We start from the raw sequence: 21,960 nt of genomic DNA on the forward strand, positions 1-21,960 counted from the left end.
GCGGGGTACACCAGCGAGTACGACCGTGTCACCGGCCCCGGGTACGCTTCAAGCATGAGTGCTGTTCCTCGTTCCGACAGGGCGTCCGAGAAGCCGGCGGGCCGATTCCGGCGCATGCTCGACCGACTGTCCACGTCCCAGGAGGACCTGGAGTCGGAGGAGCTGCGCGAGGATTCGGAGACCACGGGCTGCACGCGCATCGGCGACTGCCATGACCGACAGATCGTCACGGTTACTGGTACGTTGCGCACGGTAACCCTGCGGCCACGCGCCGGAGTTCCGGCGCTGGAGGCGGAGTTGTTCGACGGCTCCGCCGCCCTGGACGTGGTGTGGCTCGGCCGGCGATCGATCGTGGGGATCGAGCCCGGCCGCAAGTTGATCGCATCGGGGCGGATCTCCATGAGCCGGGGCCGTAGGGTGCTCTTCAACCCGAAGTACGAACTCAGACCGCTCGGACGGGAGTAGCCGGTGACGTCCCTCGACAAGCCGACCGACCGCGAACCCGCAGGCCAGACCGCCGCCGACAAGGCGGTGACCGAGGCCGCGCTCTTCGAGGCCTTCGGTGGTGTGCGGGGCATGGTGGAGACCGTCGTGCCCGGTCTCCTCTTCGTGACCATCTTCACGATCAACAAGGACCTGCACATGTCGGCCATCGCGGCCCTCGCGGTGTCCCTGGTCCTGGTCGTGGTGCGCCTGGTCATGAAGGACACCGTCAAGCACGCCTTCAGCGGCGTCTTCGGCGTCGCGTTCGGTGTCGTGTTCGCGATGATGACCGGCAACGCCAAGGACTTCTATCTGCCGGGCATGCTCTACACGTTGGGGCTCGCACTCGCCTACATCGTCACCACGCTCTGCGGTGTTCCCTTGATCGGTCTCATCCTCGGGCCGGTGTTCAAGGAGAACCTGTCGTGGCGGACGCGCAACCCCGGCCGCAAGAAGGCGTACGCGAAGGCGAGTTGGGCCTGGGGGCTCATCCTGCTCGCCAAGTGCGCCGTTCTCTTCCCGCTGTACTGGTGGGCCGACACGACGCAGTTCGGCTGGGTGCTCATCGCGCTGAAGATCCCGCCGTTCCTGCTGGCGGTGTGGCTGACGTGGGTGTTCCTGGCGAAGGCGCCCGCGCCCATTGATGTGTTCGCGGAGATGGAAGCCGCCGAGAAGGCGGAGAAGGAGGCGAAGGCCGAGCGTGAGGCCTCGTCGTCCGTGGGTGGTGCGCGGCACCGCCGTGAGGACTGAGCTCTCTCGGCGTGTTCGGGATGTGCGTGGTTGCTCGCGCAGTTCCCCGCGCTCCTGAAAAGCCATCCTGAAAAGCAATAAGGCGGCCCCGGCGAGCAAAAGCTCGCCGGGGCCGCCTTATTGCTTCTTCCTACGCGTCCTCGCGGCGGACCGACAGCAGATCCTCCAGCTGCTCCTCGCGTGCCTGGGCCGCGACGAACAGGAGCTCGTCGCCCGCCTCCAGGGAGTCCTCCTGGCTGGGGGCCAGGACGCGGGTGCCGCGGATGATCGTGACCAGGGACGTGTCCTGCGGCCACTGGACGTCGCCCACGCGCGTGCCGGCCAGGGCCGACTCCGGCGGGAGCGTCAGCTCGACCAGGTTCGCGTCGCCGTGGCTGAAGCGGAGCAGGCGCACCAGGTCGCCCACGCTCACCGCCTCCTCGACCAGGGCCGACATCAGGCGCGGGGTCGAGACGGCCACGTCGACGCCCCACGACTCGTTGAACAGCCATTCGTTCTTCGGGTTGTTGACCCGGGCGACGACCCGCGGGACCCCGTACTCGGTCTTCGCGAGGAGGGAGACGACGAGATTGACCTTGTCGTCCCCGGTGGCCGCGATGACCACGTTGCAGCGCTGCAGCGCCGCCTCGTCCAGCGACGTGATCTCACAGGCGTCGGCGAGCAGCCACTCCGCCTGCGGGACCCGCTCGACCGAGATGGCCGTCGGCGCCTTGTCGACGAGGAGGACCTCGTGACCGTTCTCCAGGAGCTCGCCCGCGATCGAACGGCCGACCGCTCCGGCTCCGGCAATGGCGACCCTCATCAGTGACCGCCCTCCTCGGGGCCTTCGGCGAACGCCGCCTCGACCTTCTCGACCTCGTCCGTACGCATCATCACGTGGACGAGGTCGCCCTCCTGCAGCACCGTCTGCGACGTCGGCAGGATCGCCTCGCCGAGCCGGGTGAGAAATGCCACCCGCACACCCGTCTCGTCCTGGAGGCGGCTGATCTTCTGCCCCACCCAGGACTCCGACGCGTGCACCTCGGCGAGCTGGACGCCCCCGGTGGGATCGCGCCACAGCGGCTCCGCGCCGGACGGCAGCAGACGCCGCAGCATCTGGTCGGCGGTCCAGCGGACCGTGGCGACCGTCGGGATGCCCAGGCGCTGGTAGACCTCGGCGCGCCGGGGGTCGTAGATGCGCGCCGCGACGTTCTCGATCCCGAACATCTCGCGGGCCACGCGGGCGGCGATGATGTTCGAGTTGTCACCGCTGGAGACGGCGGCGAAGGCGCCCGCCTCCTCGATGCCGGCCTCGCGCAGGGTGTCCTGGTCGAAACCGACACCGGTGACGCGACGGCCGCCGAACCCGGAGCCCAGACGGCGGAAGGCCGTGGGGTCCTGATCGACCACGGCGACCGTGTGGCCCTGCTGTTCCAGGGTCTGGGCAAGTTGGGACCCTACTCGGCCACAGCCCATGATCACGATATGCACGGCCCTACCCCGCACTCCTCATAGGCCTTCTGACCTGCGTAAACGTCCTGCTCATGTCTCTCTCTCGCGGCTCGGTCCAGCCGGTGCGGCTCGATCTCGGGCACGGTGCGGGCTTTTTGCGGCTCGCGCTCTGGACCACCGTATCGGCAATGGGCGCGAAGTCGTCCTTCGCGTCGGCGCCTAGATCGCCACGGCTTCCGGACGGCTTCCTAGACTGGCGGCCAGGGACCGCACGGACGGTGCGGGCGAAGGAGGCGGCCATGGCCGGGCGGCGTACACGCTGGGGGTGGCTCGCGCTCGCCCTGGCCGCGGTGGTGGTGTGGGGCCTGCTGTCACGCGGTGGCCGTACGGCGTCGGAGAGCGGCGGCGACCGGCCGTCCCCGGCACCGACATCGGTACCGACGCCCTCACCGACACCCTCCGGGCGGCCATCACCCTCCCCTTCCGTCCCTGCCGCCTCTCCGGCCTCTCCTTCACCGTCCTCGTCCCGCACGGCGAGCGGTGGCTACGACCCCGCCGACTACGCCCCACAGGTCCGGGCCCGCGCCCGCCAGGCCGGTGTCGATGCTCGGCTGGTGATGGCGATCCTCTACAACGAGGCGTACAAACCGCACGACCCCTCCCTCGAACGGGCCTGGCAGCGGTACAAGCCGGACGCCGCCTTCGGTATCGCCAACATGCACCGGGCCGCGTTCGACCAGACCCGGCGCGGCCGCGACTTCGCCGACCGCGACTGGGAGGAGCTGCCCGACGACCGGGACCTGGCGATCGAGGCGGCCGCCTGGCATCTGCACGACCTGTCCGCACAGCTGCCGGCGCACTGGACGGGCCCGTACACCCGCGACGACCTTCTTGCGCTCGGCTACAACACCGGGGCGGGCAACATGCTGGCGTTCGCCCGCGGCGCGACCCCCGGCAGCCAGGCCCGTTCCTACCTCGACCGGCTGCACGAGAACTGGGCGAAGGCCGGCCGGGCGGTGGGCTGAGCGGAGAATCGGGGTGGTGGGTGGGCGGCCCCCCGTTCGAACGCTTACGATCCTCTGCGTGTCCAAACTGACCGACGTGCCCAAACGGATCTTGATCGGGCGCGCACTGCGCAGTGATCGGCTCGGAGAAACGCTCCTGCCGAAGCGCATCGCACTCCCCGTTTTCGCTTCCGACCCGCTGTCCTCCGTGGCGTACGCGCCGGGCGAGGTCCTGCTGGTCCTCTCCATCGCGGGCGTGTCGGCGTACCACTTCAGCCCCTGGATCGCGGTCGCGGTCGTCGTGCTGATGTTCACGGTCGTCGCCTCGTACCGGCAGAACGTGCACGCCTACCCGAGCGGCGGCGGCGACTACGAGGTGGCCAACACCAACCTCGGCCCGAAGGCCGGGCTCACCGTCGCCAGCGCCCTGCTCGTCGACTACGTCCTGACCGTCGCCGTCTCCATCGCCTCCGGCATCGAGAACCTCGGCTCCGCGATCCCGTTCGTGGTCGAGCACAAGGTGCTCTGCGCGTGCGCCGTCATCGTCCTGCTGACGCTGATGAACCTGCGCGGCGTCAAGGAGTCCGGCAAGCTCTTCGCCATCCCGACCTACGTCTTCGTCGCCGGCGTCTTCATCATGATCGCCTGGGGCGCCTTCCGCGGCCTGATCCTCGGCGACACCATGAAGGCCCCCACCTCCGACTTCCACATCAAGGCCGAGCACCAGGGCCTCGCGGGCTTCGCGCTCGTCTTCCTGCTGCTGCGCGCCTTCTCCTCCGGCTGTGCGGCGCTCACCGGCGTCGAGGCGATCTCGAACGGCGTACCGGCCTTCCGCAAGCCCAAGTCGAAGAACGCGGCGTCCACGCTCGCGCTCATGGGCGCGCTCGCCGTGACCATGTTCTGCGGCATCATCGGCCTCGCCATGGCGACCAACGTGCGCATGGCCGAGCACCCGGCGAGCGACCTCATCCACAACGGCGTCGCCGTCGGCTCCGGCTACGTCCAGAACCCGGTGATCTCCCAGGTCGCCGAGGCCGTCTTCGGCAAGGGCAGCTTCCTGTTCGTCATCCTGGCGGCGGCGACGGCGCTGGTCCTCTTCCTGGCGGCCAACACCGCGTACAACGGCTTCCCGCTGCTCGGCTCGATCCTCGCCCAGGACCGCTACCTGCCGCGCCAGCTGCACACCCGTGGCGACCGCCTCGCGTTCTCCAACGGCATCGTGCTCCTCGCGGGCGCGGCCATGCTCCTCGTCGTCATCTACGGAGCCGACTCCACCCGCCTGATCCAGCTGTACATCGTCGGCGTGTTCGTGTCCTTCACGCTCAGCCAGACCGGCATGGTCCGGCACTGGAACCGCCACCTGCGCACGGAGAAGAACGCCGACAAGCGGCGCCACATGGTCCGTTCCCGCGCGATCAACGCCTTCGGCGCCTTCTTCACCGGCCTGGTCCTCGTCGTGGTCCTCGTCACGAAGTTCACGCACGGCGCCTGGGTCGCACTGCTCGGCATGTGCATCTTCTACGCGACGATGACCGCGATCCGTAAGCACTACGACCGGGTCGCCGAGGAGATCGCCGCGCCGGACACGCCGTCCGACGACAGCGTGCGCCCGTCCCGCGTCCACTCGATCGTCCTCGTCTCGAAGATCCACCGTCCGACGCTGCGCGCGCTGGCCTACGCCAAGCTGATGCGCACGGACACGCTGGAAGCGCTGAGCGTCAATGTCGATCCGGCCGAGACGAAGGCCCTGCGCGAGGAGTGGGAGCGGCGCGGCATCGACGTACCGCTCAAGGTCCTCGACTCGCCCTACCGCGAGATCACCCGGCCGATCATCGAGTACGTGAAGGGCCTGCGCCGCGAGTCCCCGCGCGACGCCGTCAGCGTGATCATCCCCGAGTACGTGGTCGGCCACTGGTACGAGCACCTGCTGCACAACCAGAGCGCGCTCCGGCTGAAGGGGCGGCTGCTGTTCACTCCGGGGATCATGGTGACGTCCGTGCCGTACCAGCTGGAGTCCTCCGAGGCCGCCAAGAAGCGGGCCCGCAGGCGCTCCGAGTGGAGCGCGCCGGGCGCGGTGCGCCGCGGCCCGGTCGAGAAGCGTCCGAAGGAGCCGAGCGCCAAGTAGGAGTCCTCACGAGGCAGGCTCGTGGTGAGCGGCCGGGTGACAGCCACGTAGACTGGTGGGCTGTTGTCCGGCCGCTTTCACGTGGCCGTACCCGCCTTACTTCCCCTGACGTACTGGAGCCCCCGCCATGCAGGCAGAACCGAAGCAGTCCCTGGTGGGGGAGGAGTACGAGGTCGAGGTCGGGCCCGTCGCGCACGGTGGCCACTGCATCGCCCGCACGGCCGAGGGCCAGGTCCTGTTCGTCCGGCACACGCTGCCCGGCGAGCGGGTCGTGGCGCGGGTGACCGAGGGCGAGGAGGGCGCGCGCTTCCTGCGTGCCGACGCCGTACAGGTGCTGGAGGCGTCCAAGGACCGCGTCGAGGCGCCCTGCCCGTACTCCGGCCCCGGCCGCTGCGGCGGCTGCGACTGGCAGCACGCGAAGCCGGGCGCGCAGCGCCGCCTGAAGGGCGAGGTCATCGCCGAGCAGCTGCAGCGCCTCGCGGGCCTCACGCCCGAGGAGGCCGGCTGGGACGGCACGGTGATGCCGGCCGAGGGCGACAAGCTCCCGGCGGGCCAGGTGCCGCAGTGGCGCACGCGGGTCCAGTACGCGGTCGACGCGGACGGCAACGCGGGCCTGCGCCGCCACCGCTCCCACGAGGTCGAGCCGGTCGAGCACTGCATGATCGCGGCCGAGGGCGTCTCCGAGCTCGGCATCGAGGAGCGCGACTGGAGCGGCATGGAGTCGGTCGAGGCGATCGCGGCGACCGGCTCGCAGGACCGTCAGGTGATCCTGACGCCGCGAGCGGGAGCGCGTCTGCCCATCGTCGAACTCGACAAGCCGGTGTCGGTCATGCGCGTCGGCGAGAAGGACGGCGGCGTCCATCGCGTCCACGGCCGCCCGTTCGTGCGTGAGCGCGCCGACGACCGGACCTACCGCGTCGGCAGCGGCGGCTTCTGGCAGGTCCACCCGCAGGCGGCGGACACCCTGATGCGCGCCGTGATGCAGGGCCTCCTGCCGCGCAAGGGCGACACCGCCCTCGACCTGTACTGCGGCGTCGGCCTGTTCGCGGGCGCGCTCGCGGACCGCATCGGCGAGAAGGGCGCGGTGCTCGGCATCGAGTCCGGCAAGCGCGCGGTGGAGGACGCCCGCCACAACCTGGCCTCCTTCGACCGGGTCCGCATCGAGCAGGGCAAGGTCGAGGCCGTGCTGCCGCGCACCGGCATCACCGACGTCGACCTCATCGTCCTGGACCCGCCGCGGGCGGGCGCCGGCAAGAAGACGGTGGCCCATCTCACGACGCTGGGCGCGCGGCGGATCGCGTACGTGGCCTGCGATCCGGCGGCGCTGGCCCGGGACCTGGGGTACTTCAAGGAGGGCGGGTACCGGGTGCGGACGCTTCGGGCGTTCGATCTGTTCCCGATGACGCATCACGTGGAGTGCGTCGCGATTCTGGAGCCGGTCGCCAAGGGTTCCTGACGCTCCGTCGGCGCTCAGGCCCGGGTCCCGGGGACGGCGGCGAGCAGTTCCTCGGTGTACGGGTCGGGCTCGCCACCGAGCCGTGGATGCTGCTGACCGCTCGCGCCGTGCAGGGAGTCGGCGCCGCGATCGCCTCGCCCGGCGGCATGTCGCTGCTGATCACCGACTTCGAGGAGGGGCCGCGGCGCAACCGGGCCCTCGCCGTCTGCTCCACGCTGGCCGGCCTCGGCATGGCCACCGGCATGATCCTCGGCGGGGCTGCTCCTCGTGGTAGCCGGACTCGATCTCAGGTCAAGCAACTCTCCATGCGATTTCCCTAGCGTTGGGCCGGGCGTGCGCCCTGTTCCATTCAGCTGTTCGGGAGATGCGTATGGAGCATGTTGTGGAGCGGGCCGTAGAAATAATTCGGGAACGCTACGCGGAGCCACTCAGTCTTGAGGACATCGCCCGCGCGGTCCTGGTCAGCAAATTCCATTTGCTGCGGGTATTCAGTCAAGTTACCGGGGTCACCCCGGGGCGCTTTCTCGGTGCGGTGCGCATGAGTGAAGCGAAACGCCTGCTGCGGAATTCTGATCTCAGTGTGGCCACCATTTCTTCCACGGTCGGATACAGCAGTACGGGGAGCTTCACCAGCCGCTTCACCGAATCCGTGGGAATCCCGCCCACGCAATACCGCCAGGTTAGCCGGGGCGAGGGCCAGTACGCCGTGCGTTCCTCGGCCGCCGGTCAGGGCGATCTGACCCGATGTCGGTTGAGCGGTGTGGCCAAGGCGGTGGGGGAGCCCGTCTCCTCGATCTACATCGGTTCCTTCGGCAGCCCCATCCTCCAGGGGCGTCCGACCAGTTGGACCACCACGGAGCGGCTCGGCCCCTTCGTGCTGCACCAGGTGCCCGTCGGGATCTGTTACGTGCACGCGACCATGCTGGCGGCGACGGAACGGCCGGGGCGGCCGCTGGAAACCATCCTGCTCACGGCCACGCTCGGGCCCCTGCGCATCGACGCGTACGCCGGCTTCGAGGCGGAACTGGTGCTCTGCCCGCGGGACTGGTCGCACCCGCCCATCCTCTTCGCCGATCCCGGTCTCGAGATGCTTGCCGAGGCGGCTCCTCGACCCGCGTTCAAGCGGGTATCAAGCGGATTCAAGTAGATTTCCAGTGACTTCAAGAGAATTTCAAGAATCGGCTCGCCATGCTTCTTGGAAGGTCAGCAATTAAGGAGAAGACAGGTCGTGACTCAGGCTGCAAGGCTCCTTGATGAGCGCGGCGAGGGCCGCGTCTCGGCGGTCCGGCGGACCGCCTTCTGCGAACCTCCCGAAGGGGTGCTGTATGCGCGACGCACACGTAATCCGAGCGGAGTCGGCCGGCGAATTCGGCGTATGGGACATGGCTCCTGTCTGGGACCGGATCTCCGAGGACCTGTCGGTCTGGGACCGGTCCTGCGAGGACCTCTCGGTCTGGGACCGGTCCTGCGACGACCTCTCGGTCTGGGACGCGGCTCCGGTCTGGGACGCGGCTCCGGTCTGGGACGCGGCTCCGGTCTGGGACGCGGCTCCGGTCTGGGACGCGGCTCCGGTCTGGGACAAGGCTCCGGTCTGGGACGCGGCTCCGGTCTGGGACGCGGCTCCGGTCTGGGACAAGGCGCCCGTCTGGGACGTGGCTCCGGTCTGGGACCGGGTTCAGGAACTGCAGGCGGCCTGACCGTCGACCCCCAGCCCCTTCGGCCCGGTAGTCCTGTGTGGTGCCGGGCCGGACGGGCTTCCCGCATGGTCGGAAAGGAGTTGCCGTGACACCGCATAGCTCCGGACCGGCGCTGAGCACCGCCGGGCTGCACGTGCGCACCGAGGTTCCCGAGAGCTGGGACGACTGGATCGGCAGGGCGCCGGTCACCCTGCGCCGGCGCTGGATCGCGCTCGCCGAGAACCGGATCCCCGGCGGCGCCCGGACCTTCGGGCTGCCCGGCCCGGACGGGGATCAAGTGGCCCTGGTCGGCGGCGTGATGGAGTCCCCCACGGGACATGTGCGCTTCGACCCGCAGCGGGTGCTGTCGGGCGGCTCGGTCGACGACGGGGTGGTCGCCGACGGCCCGCACCCGTGGCAGGGGATACCCGCCGAGGACCTGTTCCCGGCCTGCGTCCTGATGGGCCCCAACTACGAGTCCGCGCCGGTCGGTCCGGGCGCCCGCGACCCTGAGGTACTGGGGGAGTACCTGGACGCCGTGCTCGACTGGTGCCGGCAGGAGGGCATGCGCAGCGTCTCGGCGCTGTTCCTGCGCCCCGACCACCCCGAGTTCACCGAGGTCCTGCGCGCCAGGGGATTCGACGTGGTCCCGATGGTGGACCGCTGCGACATGGACATCACCTGGACCGACCTCGACGGCTACGTCGCCGGGCTGCGGCGCAACCGGCGCTTCGCCGTGCGACGGGAGCTGCGGGAGATCGCCGAACGGGGCATCGAGATCGGCGAACGTCCGATCGGCGACCACGAACCCGAACTCGTCCGCCTGCGCGCGCAGTTGGTGTCGAAGTACGGCGGTGAGGTCGACGACGAGCGCGAGGCCGCCTCGTTCCGCCACCTGCGGGACCACTTCGGCCCGGAGAACGTCTGGATCGTCGAGGCCCGCAAGGACGGCGCACTGCTCTCCTTCACGATGCTGGTGCGCGACGGCGACCAGTGGACCGCGCTGATGAGCGGCACCGACTACGAGCACCCCGACGCCACGTTCACCTACTTCGCCACGATGTTCTACCGCCCCGCCGAACTCGCCCCCGAGCAGGGGATCACCACGATCGCCTACGGGCTCGGAACCGTACAGGCGAAACGGGTGCGCGGGTGCACCGTCAGCACACTGTCCGCCGCGGGCCTGCTGCTCGACCGAACCGACTGAAGGAGTCCGCCCATGTCGCCCCAATCAGCCGCGCCGGCCCCCCGGCACGACGGGAAGGTGCTCCTCGTCGCCGAGCAGGGCCTGCAGTCCGGCGAGGCCATGACCGCCGAACAGGTCGACCGGAAGGTCTCCGACTTCTGGACCGGCATCGGCGGCGCCGAGTTCTTCCGGGCACTCACCACCCGGTTCTACGAGCTCGTCTCCGAGGACGAACTGCTGACCCCGCTCTTCGCCGTCCACGACTGGGCCCGCCACGCCGCGCGGCTCTACGACCACTTCCAGCGGATCTACGGCGAGAACGATCTGACCGTGGCCTGGGACCCCAAGATGCACCAGGCCCACGCGCACTTCCTGATCTCCCGCGACCAGCGGCTGCGCTGGCTCGACCTGATGAAGGAAGCGGGCACCCAACTCGACGCCCCCGAGCCGCACTTCACCGACTTCCTCACCATCATGAAGATAGCCAGCGGCGAGATGATGGCGGTCTCCCGGGGATCCGCACTGGCCCGCGGCGAGCGATTCCACTGGGACGGGACCCCGGCATGAGCGGCACTCCTGTCCGCACCGTGGCCGTCGTGGGCGGCGGCCCCGCAGGCGCCTTCTGCGCGCTGGAACTGGCCCGGCTGCTGCCCGACACGGCCATCGACCTCTACGACCGCGAGGACCGCGGGCCGGGCGCGGGCATCGTGCTGACCGACGAGTTCGCCGGGCGCATCAGGGCCGTCCACCCCGAGGCGCTGCGGCTGCCCCGGACCGCGTACGCCACGTGGGACGAGACGGTCACGATGATCGACGGCGAGCGCATCCCGTCGGGCGCCTTCGGCATGTCGGGGATCTCCCGGCAGGTCTTCCACGCGCACATCCGCTCGCTGGCCGAGCGGAGCGGGAACGTGACGCTGATCCGGCGCACCGTCACCGAACTGCCGCCCCGGGCGGACCTGGTCGTCCTCGCGGACGGTGCGGGCAGCGAGCTGCGCCGGGCACGGGCCGACCGGTTCGGCACCACCGTGTCCGCGGGCCGCACCCGGTACCTGTGGATGAGCACCCCCACGGCTCTCGAACCGTGCTTCCTGCTCAAGGACCTCGGCCCGGGACCGCTGGTGGTGCACGGCTATCCGCACGCGGCCGACGAGAGCACCTTCATCGTCGAAGCCGATCCGGACACCCTGTCCGCCCTCGGCCTGCTCGACCTGCCGGCGGCCGAGGCGGAGCTGCGGCTCGCCGAACTGTTCCGCAGCGAGCTGGGCGGCGCTCCGCTGAGGGCCCGGACGGCGGGCTGGCAACCGTTCCGTACGGTCGTCAACCGCCGCTGGTACGACGGCCGGACGGTGCTGGCCGGGGACGCCGCGCACACGGTCCACTTCTCGACCGGCTCGGGCACCGCCCTGGCCATCGACGACGCGCTGTGTCTCGCCCGGTCCATCGCCGGACACGACGATCCGCTCCGGGCGGCGGCCGAGTACGAGAGCGTCCGGCGACCGGTCGCCGAGCAGACACAGGCGGAGGCGGCGGAGAGCACCGCGTGGTTCGAGCAACTGTGCCGCGGTGAGCGGCTGGAGGGACACCAGACGGTGTTCGCGCTGCGCAGCCGCCGGGCCGCGAACACGTTCAGCCGGCTGCGGGAGCGGGATCCGGAGTTCGTCGCGCGCACCGTGGCGCGGCTGGCCGGCCGCCCCACCGACGCGGAGCCCGTCGACGTACCGCTGACGGTCGGTCAAGTACGCCTGGAACACCGGTTGGTGGAGCTGGAGCGGCGGGACGGCCGGTGCGTGCTGCGCGGCGCGGACGGCTCCCGGGCGGTGGGCCTGGTCGTGGACCGGGCTCCCGACCAGCCGCTGCCGGGCATCGACTTCCTCGCGGTGCAGGCCGGGCCCGAGGGCGGCCGCGTCACCAGGAGCGCCCCCGCCGCGCGGATCCGCAGCGAGGTGAAGCTCCCCGTCGCGCTGCTGGTCGACGAGGAGTTGCCCCGCGACGAGGCCAACACCCTGATCGCCGCGGCCCGTACCGACCTGGTGGCCGTGCCGTGAGCCGCGGGCCGTGTCCGGCGGGCTCAGAAGTAGTTGCGCATCAGCTCGCCGGACCAGGCCGGACCCCGCACCTCACCGCGCGGGGCGAACTCCGGCAGGTACGGCTTCACATCGAGCACCGGGGAGCCGTCGACCGCGTCCAGGCCGTGCACGGTGAGCGTCAGCCCCTCGACGGCCGCGAGGGCGCACACGGTCACCCCGAGGTGGTTGGGGCGGTTGGGCGCGCGCTGCGCGAGGATGCCGGAGAGCGGCCAGTCGGTGTTGCCCCGGGGGTACTGGGTGCCGGTGCAGGTCCGGGTCGCCAGATGGAACGCGAAGATCACTTCGACGTGCGAGTACGCGTCGAGGCCGAGGGTCGCCGACTCCTCGAACACCTCCGGGTCCAGTTCGATCCGCGAGACCTCCGCTCCCCATCCGTCCTCGTGGATCTGCTCGCGCCCGCCGCGCACGACCCCGATGGGACTGATCGGCTGCATTCCATCCCCGCTTCCTGTCCGGTAAGTCCCGGTTGTCCGGAACATGCGAAGCATGTCCGCCCGCCGGCCGCGCAGTCAACCGCAACCCACCGAGCGAGGTGCCAGCCATGGCCCGCCTGATCTCCCGCCTGCTTCCCGACCCCGGCCCCGGCCGGGTGCTGGTCCTGTGCACCGCCGTGGCCAGTCTCGGAAACGGACTCTATGTCACCGGCGGCGCCGTCTACTTCGTGCATGTCGTGGGCCTTTCACCGGGACAGGTCGGCATCGGCATGTCGCTCGCCGGCATCCTCGCGCTGGCGCTGGGCGTGCCGGCCGGGCACCTCGCCGACCGGTTCGGGCCGCGGGGGATCACCGCGGTGTTCGCGCTCGGGAAGGCGGTGGCGCTGGCCGCGGCGGCCTTCGTGCACTCCTTCCCGGCCTATCTGGTGATGGCCATGGCCCTCGGGCTGGCCGAGCAGAGCGGCAATGTCTCCCGCGGCGCGCTGGTGGCGGGAGTGATGGGCCGGGAGGGCCGGGTCCGCATCTCGGCATTCATGCGCAGCGTCTTCAACGGCGGGTTCTCGCTCGCCTCGCTGGCGGCCGGCCTGGTCATCGCCGCCGACTCGAAGCCCGCCTTCCTCGCCCTCTTCTGGGGCAACGCCGTGGCCATGGTGCTGGTGGCCGCGCTCTACATGCGGCTGCCCAAGGTCCCGGGCGTCCCGCCCGCACCCCGTGGCGAGAAGCCGCGCGGAGTGGTGCGTGACCTGCCCTATCTGCTGGTGGCCCAGGTTTCCGGGATCGCCCGGATCGGCCCGACCGCCCTCGCGGTGGGGCTGCCGCTCTGGCTGGTGGTGCACACCGACGCCCCCCGGGCACTGGCGGCCTGGATCATGCTGGTCAACACCCTGATGGTGGTGTTCCTCCAGGTGCGGATGGCGCGCGACGCGGACACCGTGCACGGGGCGGCGCGACTGCAGCGGTACACCGCGGTGGTCCTCGCCGTCGCCTGTGCCGTCACCGCACTGACCGGGGCGATGCCCGGCTGGGCGGCCGCCGTCGTGCTCCTGGCCGTCACGGTGCTCTTCACCTTCGGCGAGATCTGGGGCGAGGCCGCCCGCTGGGGCTTGCGATACGAGTTGGCACCCGCAAACGCGCAGGGGCAGTACCTGGGGGCCTTCGCGACCGGTGACGCCTTCGCCCTGATCGCCGGGCCGACTCTGGTCACCACGGTGCCCGACCGGTTCGGCGGACCGGGCTGGCTGCTGATCGCCGTCCTGTTCGTCGGTGTCCTGGCCGCCAGCGGCCCCGCCGTCCGCTGGGCGGAGCGGACCCGGGTGCCGGAGCCCGAGCCGGCGGCTGTCCCGCTGACCACGAAGCCCTGAGCCGCCGGTCCCGTCCCCTCCCGCCCGCCGCACTCCGGCGGGCGAGGCCGCGGGCGCCTCGGCGGGTGCGGTGAAGGACCCGTGATTTCCTCATGTCTTCGGTGTGATCCGTTCGCTGCTGGGAACGCTCCGGACGGTTCCATACTGGTGGGCACGAGCAGGTCGGGGGCGGAGCCGCGCGTCGGGTCGGCTCCCGATAGCCCGAGGAGGTCGGTTGACCGTGATTCCACCCACGGTGGACACCCCCCTGCGCATGCACCATCTGTGGTCCCTGCGGGAGGACACGGTGGTCGGGTGGGACGAGGAAGGCCGGACGCTGGTGCTCAGCGGTCCGCAGGGCACGGAGCGGGTCGAGGATCCCACCCCGGTGGTGGCCGAGGCGCTGCGCCGGATGGAACTCGGTCCCGTACTGCTCGCCAACCTGGTGCAGCCGAACGCCGGAGCGGTCTCCGGGGACACCTACACGGTGGTCCTGTCGGTGCTCCGCGGAATCTCCCACGTGGTGATCAGGACGCTGTCCCTTGAGGACCTCAAAGGGCCGGTGCTGTCGGTGGTGCCGGTGGCCCCGACCGCGAGCTTCTCGCTCGTCCGGCCCTTGGGGCAGCGCAGGCTGCGGCTGCGGCCCACCGTGACGATCACCGTGCGAGGAGGCGTGTTCCTCGTGCAGTGCCGCGCCCTGGACCACCGGGTGGAGATCCACCGTCCCGAGGCGATGTGGGTGGTGTCGCTGCTCGCCTGGCCCATGACGCCGGACGCGATGGTCGAAATCCTGCCCCTGCCCGCCGAGTTGACCCTGGCGATACTCAGCTATCTGACGGGGGCCGGGATGACGGTGGCCGTGGGCTGACCCCGCCACCGCCCCGGGCGGTGCCGGGAGCCGGCGGGGCCGCTCACAGCAGCCAGCCCGACTCGCGGGCGATGCGGATCGCGTCGACCCGGTTACGCGCGTTGAGCTTCGTCACGACGGTGGTGAGGTAGTTGCGCACCGTGCCCACCGAGAGACGGAGATGCTCGGCGATCTCCTGCGGTTCCGTGCCCTGCGCGGCCAGTTGCAGCACCTCGGTCTCGCGGGTGGTCAGCGGGCTCTCCCTGCCGCCCCAGGCGGCCAGGGCCAGTTGAGGGTCGATCACCCGCTGGCCGGCCACGACCCGGCGCACGGCCTGGGCGAGATCGCTGGGCGGGGCGTCCTTGAGGAGGAAACCGGCGACGTGCGCGGACATCGCCCGGCGCAGCGTGCCGGGGCGGCCGAGGCTGGTGAGGATCAGGGCCCGGCACTCGGGGATGCGCTCGTGCAGGAGTTCGGCCGCGCTGAGTCCGTCCAGGCCGGGCAGATCGATGTCGATGATGGCCACGTCCGGCCGGTGTTCGCGCGCCGCGCTCAGGATCTGGTCACCTCGTTCGAGCTCGGCGACCACTTTCAGGTCGTCCTCCAGATTGAGCAGGGCCACCAGTGCGCCGCGAACCATATGCATGTCCTCGGCCAGGAGGATCCGTATCATCGTCGCTTTCCCCGTTCCCCCACATACGTGAAAGTTCCTGGATCTTACCCAAGCGCATCCGTTGACTGTGCTACGTCAAAAGACAAAGATCAGGCCAAAGTTGTTCACGCGACGTTGTTGGCCCGACCGAACGACTGCCCGCCGTTCTTGATCTCACGCGTGCACGGGGCGGCGGACCGAACCTCCCTGGTCGGAGCCTCGGCGGTGAGCCGGAAGACGCCCGCGTCGGAGCCGTCGGGGAGGCGCCGCACGACCAGCCGGCCTGCGATGTCTTCCAGCCGCCGCTCGAGATTGCCCAGACCGCTGCCACTGTGCGGCGACGGGACGTGAGGACCCAGCACCAGACCGTCGTTGACGATCGTGAGGCGGACGAGGTCGCCCTCGATCCGAGCGGAGATCCGGCAGTACGAGGCCTTGGAGTGCCGCAGCAGGTTGGTGACGCCCTCCCGCAGCACCGTGGCCAGCACGGTGGACGTCGCCACTCCCAGACGCTCGATGGCGTCGTGGGTGTCGACCGTGACCGAGACGTCGGCGGCGGCCAACACCGATTCGGCGGAGGCGAGTTCGGAACCGAGGGACATCTCCCGGTACCCGCGGGCGACCCGGCGCACATCGGCCAGGGCCTGGCGGGAGATGACGAGTACTTCGTCCACTTCCTCACGGGCCCGGAGGGGGTTGGCCGGGATGAGGCGGTGGATCAGCTCGTTCTTCAGGGTGATCGCGGAGAGGCTGTACCCGAGCAGGTCGTGCAGGTCCCTGGAGAACCTCAACTGCTCGTTGCTGACGGCCAGTCGGGCCAGGTCGGCGCGGGCCCGGTGCAGCTGGTCGACCAGACTGGTCAAGCGGCTCAGGCCGTACACGACGAGACCGGTGAGCGCGGTGGTCTGGCACATGTACACGATGTCGATGACGCCCATGCCGTTCAGGACGCCGGGGACGAGCAGGCTGAGCGTCGTCAGTCCGTACAGCGTCCAGCCGACCCGGGCCGGCAGCAGGAGCAGCACGGAGCCGGCGAAGAAGCCCGCCATGGCGCCCCAGGACACCCCGAACCAGATCAACGGCAGGTAGGACAGGACGCCTTGGGCGGCCAGGGTGAGCATCTTGGTGCGCACCCGGGCACCGGAGGAGCCGGGTGCCGAGTGCGCGAGCTGCAGCAGGAAGACCAGCGCCAGACAGATCAGCGCGAGGGTCAGATCCCACAGGCCGAGCCGCTGGGAAAGGATGTTGAGGAAGGTGATGCCCAGATAGCAGACCAACGCGGCCACCAGAACGCCCCGGGCGGTTCTCGTGGCCACGCTGCTGTGGTCCTGCGATTGGCCGGAATGGGATGGAGACCTGTTCGGATCGGTACCGTTCATCACTCGTCCGAGCCCCCCTGATGTCTCGATTCCGGATCGAATCGAACCGGCGCCATTCTAGACAGAGGACGGTCGGAGGCTGGCGCAAAGTGTCTATTGAACAGTCGTGCAACTGTCCGAAAACAGTCACGTCACACGAAGAGCGGGATCGGGTTCAACTTCTCGTACGGTGTGGGTCCTGAGAGGCGTCCGAGCGTGACCGGTACGTCGAAGAGCCGGCCCGGGGCGTAGCGGGCCCAGAAGTGCCGGAGTCCCGGCACCAGAACCTTCACCACGGGCATGCCGACGTCCGGCCGGGTCTGGTCGAGCACGAGGAGTTCCAGGCCCTTGGCGCCGACCAGTTCGGTGATGGCTTGGACGTCGTCGAGCAGGTCGCTGCGCCCAACGTACGTCCAGTGAGCGGGAGTTCGCGGGGCGGTGGCCGGATCGGGCGTGAGATATGACTGGTTGGCGAGGGTCGCCTGCTGCCACCAGCGGACCGGGAGCGGATCCGTGATGCCGTAGCCGCCGCCGGGGCGGCCCGCGCCCACGGCCGGCAGCAGCTGCCCCATCTCGGTGAGCGCGCGGCGCAGCGCGATCGCGGGGTCGAAGTGCGCGCCGAAGCCGAAGACGATGTCCTCGGTGGGGCCCTCCGTACGCCGGGACAGTGCCACGACCGCGGGGATGCCGAGGTCCGAGGTGAGGTCCAGTGCCCACAACTCGCGGCCCAGCTTGCGGTATCCGTCCCGCAGGCGCTCGATGTACGGCTCGTCGAACGAGTCCAGGTCGATCCCCGGCTGCCGAGTGCGGTTGTACCACCACAGGGCGACGGCGTCCCGCTCCACCAGTTCCAGGAACCCCTGCAGCAGGGCGTCCTCGGGGCTGCCGCCCGCGGCGTTGCCGTTGGAGTCGGCGTACGGCGCCTGCGAGGAGGCGGCGCTGGACGGGAAGTAGAGCATCGACGTGGGCAGCAGCCGGTGGCGCTGCTCGGTCAGCGACCACACGGGTGTCCACTCCACCGGCCGGTTCTCGTCGAAGGGCTCGGGGACGTGGTGGAAGGGCGAGCCGGAGCGGTTCCAGCGGTCCCGCTCACGGAACTGTCGATCCGCGTACAGCTGACAGGAGTTGGGGTGGACGGCCTGGTCGCCGAGGGCGCGCAGGGTGTCCATCACCACCGGTTCGTCGCCGTGCCGTGTGCCGCTGTAGCGCTCCACCGACTCGCACAGCGCGCTGGCCCGGGCCTCGCTGTCGGTCAGACCCTTGCCGCCGCTGAGCGAGCGCAGCCCGGCCAGGCCCCGCTCGCGCATCGCGAGATTGCGCCCCGACACATAGGTGGTCGCGAACTCCGGTGCGCCGGGGCTCGGTTCGAGCACGGGAACGATCCCGGTGATCGGGCTCACCAAGTGCTCGTAGCGCGCGAGCAGTTGGTCGGTGGTGAGGGCCCGGTGGCCGCCGCCGCCGTGCCCGGACTTGGGCCGCGACACCGGGACGAACGGCGCGAGCACCCGCCGGGCCGTCAGTCCGGGGTCGCCGCAGGAGGAGCACTGGGGGACACGGGACACGGCGTGGACGCGGGTCCGCAGGGTGAGGGTGTCGACCGTGCGGACGGAGCCCTGGTCGGCGTAGCGCAGGCCCGCCAGCCACTTGGCGGCCTCCAGGACCGCGCTGTGCGCGGCCATGACGCGGCCCGCCGACAGGGAGGCGATCGGCCGGCCGAGCGGGCGGTCGAGGCCCAGCGCCTGCTGGAGCGACCCCTCGTACCCGCGGTGCTGCTCCAGCCGGGCGGCCAGACACGACCAGCAGGGTCCCTCGTCCGGCCGGAAGAACGGGCCGATCCAGGGTTCGTAGCCGCACAGCCGGGTGAGCAGCCACGGCCGGCCCGCGGCACGGTGCTCGGCGTCGACCCGCTCCAGCTCGGGGGAGAGGTAGTCGTCGCACAGGACCAGGGTGAGGTCGGCGTCCGCGTCGGACACGTTGATGCCGGACTCGGCACCGGCCGCGAGCACCGGTGCTGCGTCGACGCCGGAGAGCGGCAGGATCCGGAGCCGGGAGCTGGCCAGCCCCGCGGCCGCCCGGGCGCCGTCCAGGCCGGCCAGGTCCCAGTACGCCTCGGCGACCGGGTCGGTGATCGTCGCCGCCGGGGCGGGGCTGCCGAAGCGGAGCAGCCCGGCCTCGCTGAGCATGCGCAGGCCGCCCTCCGCCTCCTCGCTGCTCAGCGCGGGCGCGGCACAGTGCAGGACGTCCGCGATCGACCGGCTGCCGTCGAGCAGCGGGACGAGCACCTCGGCGAGAGCGCCGTGCAGGGTGGTCACGCCCCGGCGGGAGACCAGGTAGGTCGCCTCGCCGGGGACGGTCGCGGGACGCAGGTGGTGCCTGAAGCCCACGAGGGTTGAGCCGTCCTGTAGGGCGGCCGGTCCGGGTCTTCTGGTGTGCGGCAACCCGGAAGTCATATCCAGAGCCCCCCGACCGCGTCACCCTCGGCGGTGAGGGGAGTCGCGGTCCCCGTGCCGGAGGCACCGGCGGGGGCGGTCTGGGCGCAGAAGGTGAACTGGGTGGTGTCGTTCGGGACCGGTTCGGCGCAGAAGGTGAACCGGGCGTTGCTCGGGGCGGTTTCGGCGCAGAAGGTGAACTGGGCGGTGTCGGCCGGGACGGGCTCGGCGCAGAAGGTGAACTGAGCGGTGTCGGCCGGGACCGGTTCGGCGCAGAAGGTGAACTGGGTGGTGTTGTTCGGGACGGGCTCGGCGCAGAAGGTGAACCGGGCGGTGTGGTCGGCGGGTGCCGCCTCCACGCCGTAGGTGTAGGTCAACATCACGGTGGAGCCGGCGGAGTGGTCGAGGGTTTCGACCACGAGGAGCGGGTAGGCGGGATCTGCATGGGTGACGCGCGCCGGGTAGGAGGCAACGGGGGTGGCGCTGGCGTGGCTCATCGGAGAGATCCTCACTGACGTGGGTGGTGGTGCTCCAATGGCCGGAATTCTTCGTGGGCGCGGGTCTTACGGACAGTGTTCGCTTCATCGGTGACGGGTGAAGTTCTCACCCAAGCGGAGGCCCCAGCTCCGCCAGTCGCCGCTTGAGCGGTTCCCACCAGCTTCGGTTGTCGCGGTACCACTGGACGGTTTCGGCCAGCCCCTCCTCGAAGCTCCTGCGAGGTGAATAGCCCAGCTCCTCACGGATCTTCGTGCAGTCGACGGAGTAGCGGCGGTCGTGTCCCTTGCGGTCCTCGACATGTTCGACGCTGTTCTCCCAGGAGGCGCCGCACGCCGTGAGCAGCAGCCCGGTGAGCTCCTTGTTGGACAGCTCGGTGCCGCCCCCGATGTTGTAGATCTCGCCCGCGCGGCCCCTGGTGCGGACCAGTTCGATGCCCTGGACGTGGTCGTCGATGTGCAGCCAGTCCCGGACGTTGCCGCCGTCGCCGTACAGCGGGACCTTCCCGCCGTCGAGGAGGTTCGTCACGAAGAGCGGGATGACCTTCTCGGGGAAGTGGTGGTGCCCGTAGTTGTTCGAGCAACGGGTGACCCGGACGTCCAGGCCGTGGGTGCGGTGGTACGACAGCGCGATCAGGTCGCTGGACGCCTTCGCCGACGAGTAGGGCGAGTTGGGCCGCAGCGGGTGGCTCTCGGGCCAGGAGCCCTCGTCGATCGAGCCGTACACCTCGTCGGTGGAGATGTGCACGAAGACCTCGACGCCGGCCCGGTGCGCCGCGTCGACGAGCGTGTGCGTGCCGACCACGTTGGTGCGCACGAACTCGGCGCCCCCGTCGATCGAGCGGTCGACATGCGACTCGGCGGCGAAGTGCACGACCTGGTCGTGCTCGGCCATCAGCTTCCCGACCAGCTCGGGGGAGCAGATGTCGCCCTGCACGAAGGAGAAGTCCGGGTGCGCCCGGACCTCGTCGAGGTTGGCGGGACTGCCCGCGTACGTCAGCTTGTCCAGGACGGTGATCGCGACGTCGCCGGGGCCCTCGGGGCCGAGCAGCGTGCGGACATAGTGGGAGCCGATGAATCCGGCGCCGCCGGTCACCAGGATGCGGGTCTTGGTCGTCATGACGGTTCCGGTGCCTCACGGTGGTCGGACGGGGTGCGGGCTGGGGTGCACCGGCTGACGGGCAGCGGATGCCCGGCGAACCGGTTCACGGCCACGATCTGCTCGTGGTGGACCGTGGCGCCGGCCGGTGGGGCCGGTCGTGTCGGGAGCATGGACGGACTCCTTGGTCGGGCACGGGGGACTCGTGTCAGGCGGCGCGGACGGCCGGCTGCGGGATGCGGCGGGACGCCACCTCGGTGACATAGGCGCCGTAGTCCGTACCCCGCATCTCCTCGCCGAGACGCAGGCACTGCTCGGGGGTGATGAAGCCGCGGTTGAGCGCCAGTTCCTCGACGCAGGCGATGTACTCGCCCTGCCGCTGCTCGACCAGCTGGACGTACTGCGCCGCCTGCAGCAGCGAGTCGTGGGTGCCCATGTCCAGCCAGGCGAAGCCGCGGCCGAGATGGGTGAGCCGGGCCCGGCCCTGCGCCAGGTAGGCCAGGTTGACGTCGGTGATCTCCAGCTCGCCCCGCGCCGAGGGGGAGAGGTTCTTGGCGATCCCGACCACGTCGCTGTCGTAGAAGTACAGCCCGGTCACCGCCAGGTTGGAGCGCGGGTGACGCGGCTTCTCCTCCAGTGACAGCAGCCGGCCCTCCTCGTCGATCTCCCCGATCCCGTAGCGCTGCGGATCGCGCACCGGATAGCCGAACAGCGCCGCGCCGTCGAGCCGGCGCACCGCGTCGTCGAGGAGCAGCGAGAAGCGCGGCCCGTGGAAGATGTTGTCGCCGAGCACCAGCGCGACCTGGTCGCCGTCGATGAAGTCGGCGCCGATGAGCAGTGCTTCGGCGATGCCGCGCGGCTGGTCCTGCTCGGCGTAGGAGATGTTCAGGCCGAGCCGGGAGCCGTCCCCGAGGAGCGTGCGGAAGCTGTCCGAGTGGTCCCTGGACGAGATCAGCAGGATGTCCCGGACGCCCGCCAGCATCAGCACGGAGAGCGGGTAATAGATCATCGGCTTGTCGTAGACCGGCAGGATCTGTTTGGACAAGGCTCCGGTGAGCGGGCGCAGGCGTGTGCCGCTGCCGCCGGCGAGGATGATGCCCTTCATC

Annotated in this window: 23 protein-coding genes; 13 read left to right on the top strand and 10 right to left on the bottom strand. The window is 70.4% G+C overall.

Translation table 11 applies throughout. The annotated features are described in order from the left end of the window. Nucleotides 1–54: 54 nt before the first annotated feature. Both ACVHNB_RS09765 and ACVHNB_RS09770 read left to right on the top strand, forming a co-directional pair. Nucleotides 55–465 (top strand): OB-fold nucleic acid binding domain-containing protein, encoded by a 411-nt coding sequence (locus tag ACVHNB_RS09765; RefSeq protein WP_428951788.1) that lies wholly within the window; start codon nucleotides 55–57, stop codon nucleotides 463–465. Between the two features lie 3 nt (nucleotides 466–468). Next, nucleotides 469–1,233 carry a DUF3159 domain-containing protein gene (locus tag ACVHNB_RS09770; RefSeq protein ID WP_428951787.1) on the top strand — a complete coding sequence of 255 codons (765 nt, stop codon included), beginning with the start codon at nucleotides 469–471 and terminating at the stop codon, nucleotides 1,231–1,233. Between the two features lie 130 nt (nucleotides 1,234–1,363). On the opposite strand, the gene ACVHNB_RS09775 is transcribed toward ACVHNB_RS09770, so the two are convergent. Together ACVHNB_RS09775 and ACVHNB_RS09780 are read right to left on the bottom strand one after the other, a co-directional pair. Beyond that, nucleotides 1,364–2,035: a potassium channel family protein gene (locus ACVHNB_RS09775; protein WP_164558793.1), complete on the bottom strand. Its 672-nt coding sequence runs from the start codon at nucleotides 2,033–2,035 to the stop codon at nucleotides 1,364–1,366. Beyond that, on the bottom strand, nucleotides 2,035–2,703 hold the full coding sequence (locus ACVHNB_RS09780; protein WP_428951786.1) for a potassium channel family protein: 669 nt from the start codon (nucleotides 2,701–2,703) through the stop codon (nucleotides 2,035–2,037). Before ACVHNB_RS09780 ends, ACVHNB_RS09775 begins: the two co-directional genes overlap by 1 nt. 260 nt (nucleotides 2,704–2,963) lie before the next feature. Here ACVHNB_RS09780 and ACVHNB_RS09785 point away from each other — a divergent pair, with 260 nt between their 5' ends. The 9 genes from ACVHNB_RS09785 to ACVHNB_RS09825 all read left to right on the top strand — a co-directional run bounded on the left by ACVHNB_RS09785 (nucleotide 2,964) and on the right by ACVHNB_RS09825 (nucleotide 12,159). Beyond that, the gene (locus ACVHNB_RS09785) at nucleotides 2,964–3,689 is read left to right on the top strand and encodes a lytic transglycosylase domain-containing protein (protein WP_428951785.1); all 726 of its coding nucleotides are present in this window, start codon (nucleotides 2,964–2,966) and stop codon (nucleotides 3,687–3,689) included. A gap of 58 nt (nucleotides 3,690–3,747) precedes the next feature. Then, nucleotides 3,748–5,793, top strand: coding sequence for an APC family permease (locus ACVHNB_RS09790; protein ID WP_428951784.1), 2,046 nt, complete (start codon nucleotides 3,748–3,750; stop codon nucleotides 5,791–5,793). A 127-nt stretch (nucleotides 5,794–5,920) separates the two neighbouring features. Continuing rightward, a complete protein-coding gene (locus ACVHNB_RS09795) occupies nucleotides 5,921–7,249 on the top strand; it encodes a class I SAM-dependent RNA methyltransferase (protein ID WP_428951783.1) in 1,329 nt (442 codons plus the stop codon). Between the two features lie 86 nt (nucleotides 7,250–7,335). Continuing rightward, nucleotides 7,336–7,569: a hypothetical protein gene (locus ACVHNB_RS09800; protein WP_456227834.1), complete on the top strand. Its 234-nt coding sequence runs from the start codon at nucleotides 7,336–7,338 to the stop codon at nucleotides 7,567–7,569. A gap of 50 nt (nucleotides 7,570–7,619) precedes the next feature. Then, nucleotides 7,620–8,396, top strand: a complete 777-nt coding sequence (locus ACVHNB_RS09805; RefSeq protein ID WP_456227835.1) for a helix-turn-helix transcriptional regulator — start codon at nucleotides 7,620–7,622, stop codon at nucleotides 8,394–8,396. 235 nt (nucleotides 8,397–8,631) lie between these two features. Next, entirely contained in the window at nucleotides 8,632–8,946 is a 315-nt protein-coding gene (locus ACVHNB_RS09810) for a hypothetical protein (protein WP_456227836.1), read from the top strand. A gap of 85 nt (nucleotides 8,947–9,031) precedes the next feature. Further along, on the top strand, nucleotides 9,032–10,132 hold the full coding sequence (locus ACVHNB_RS09815; protein ID WP_428951779.1) for a GNAT family N-acetyltransferase: 1,101 nt from the start codon (nucleotides 9,032–9,034) through the stop codon (nucleotides 10,130–10,132). Nucleotides 10,133–10,144: 12 nt separating this feature from the next. Further along, nucleotides 10,145–10,678, top strand: a complete 534-nt coding sequence (locus ACVHNB_RS09820; protein ID WP_428951778.1) for a truncated hemoglobin — start codon at nucleotides 10,145–10,147, stop codon at nucleotides 10,676–10,678. Further along, nucleotides 10,675–12,159, top strand: a complete 1,485-nt coding sequence (locus ACVHNB_RS09825) for an FAD-dependent monooxygenase (protein ID WP_428951777.1) — start codon at nucleotides 10,675–10,677, stop codon at nucleotides 12,157–12,159. The genes ACVHNB_RS09820 and ACVHNB_RS09825 overlap by 4 nt, the downstream gene beginning before the upstream one ends. Nucleotides 12,160–12,182: 23 nt before the next feature. Here ACVHNB_RS09825 and ACVHNB_RS09830 read toward each other — a convergent pair whose 3' ends face one another. Next, on the bottom strand, nucleotides 12,183–12,635 hold the full coding sequence (locus tag ACVHNB_RS09830; protein WP_428951776.1) for an SAM-dependent methyltransferase: 453 nt from the start codon (nucleotides 12,633–12,635) through the stop codon (nucleotides 12,183–12,185). A gap of 107 nt (nucleotides 12,636–12,742) precedes the next feature. Here ACVHNB_RS09830 and ACVHNB_RS09835 point away from each other — a divergent pair, with 107 nt between their 5' ends. Further along, nucleotides 12,743–13,996, top strand: a complete 1,254-nt coding sequence (locus ACVHNB_RS09835; protein ID WP_456227837.1) for an MFS transporter — start codon at nucleotides 12,743–12,745, stop codon at nucleotides 13,994–13,996. A gap of 220 nt (nucleotides 13,997–14,216) precedes the next feature. Then, nucleotides 14,217–14,843: an NADH oxidase gene (locus ACVHNB_RS09840; protein WP_428951774.1), complete on the top strand. Its 627-nt coding sequence runs from the start codon at nucleotides 14,217–14,219 to the stop codon at nucleotides 14,841–14,843. 43 nt (nucleotides 14,844–14,886) lie between these two features. Here the strand turns inward: ACVHNB_RS09840 and ACVHNB_RS09845 are convergent, their stop codons facing one another. The 7 genes from ACVHNB_RS09845 to rfbA form a co-directional block, all read right to left on the bottom strand. Next, the gene (locus tag ACVHNB_RS09845; RefSeq protein WP_428951773.1) at nucleotides 14,887–15,495 is read right to left on the bottom strand and encodes a response regulator transcription factor; all 609 of its coding nucleotides are present in this window, start codon (nucleotides 15,493–15,495) and stop codon (nucleotides 14,887–14,889) included. Nucleotides 15,496–15,599: 104 nt separating this feature from the next. Continuing rightward, nucleotides 15,600–16,790, bottom strand: coding sequence for a sensor histidine kinase (locus ACVHNB_RS09850; RefSeq protein ID WP_428951772.1), 1,191 nt, complete (start codon nucleotides 16,788–16,790; stop codon nucleotides 15,600–15,602). Between the two features lie 194 nt (nucleotides 16,791–16,984). After that, nucleotides 16,985–19,282: a TOMM precursor leader peptide-binding protein gene (locus tag ACVHNB_RS09855; protein WP_456227838.1), complete on the bottom strand. Its 2,298-nt coding sequence runs from the start codon at nucleotides 19,280–19,282 to the stop codon at nucleotides 16,985–16,987. After that, nucleotides 19,279–19,758: a hypothetical protein gene (locus ACVHNB_RS09860; protein ID WP_456227839.1), complete on the bottom strand. Its 480-nt coding sequence runs from the start codon at nucleotides 19,756–19,758 to the stop codon at nucleotides 19,279–19,281. Before ACVHNB_RS09860 ends, ACVHNB_RS09855 begins: the two co-directional genes overlap by 4 nt. 106 nt (nucleotides 19,759–19,864) lie before the next feature. Then, nucleotides 19,865–20,875: a dTDP-glucose 4,6-dehydratase gene (rfbB, locus tag ACVHNB_RS09865; protein ID WP_428951769.1), complete on the bottom strand. Its 1,011-nt coding sequence runs from the start codon at nucleotides 20,873–20,875 to the stop codon at nucleotides 19,865–19,867. Continuing rightward, a complete protein-coding gene (locus tag ACVHNB_RS09870; protein ID WP_428951768.1) occupies nucleotides 20,872–21,027 on the bottom strand; it encodes a hypothetical protein in 156 nt (51 codons plus the stop codon). Before ACVHNB_RS09870 ends, rfbB begins: the two co-directional genes overlap by 4 nt. A gap of 35 nt (nucleotides 21,028–21,062) precedes the next feature. Next, the gene (gene rfbA / locus ACVHNB_RS09875) at nucleotides 21,063–21,959 is read right to left on the bottom strand and encodes a glucose-1-phosphate thymidylyltransferase RfbA (protein ID WP_428951767.1); all 897 of its coding nucleotides are present in this window, start codon (nucleotides 21,957–21,959) and stop codon (nucleotides 21,063–21,065) included. Between the last annotated feature and the right edge of the window lies 1 nt (nucleotide 21,960).

The sequence above is a fragment of the Streptomyces sp. YJ-C3 genome, assembly GCF_053891275.1.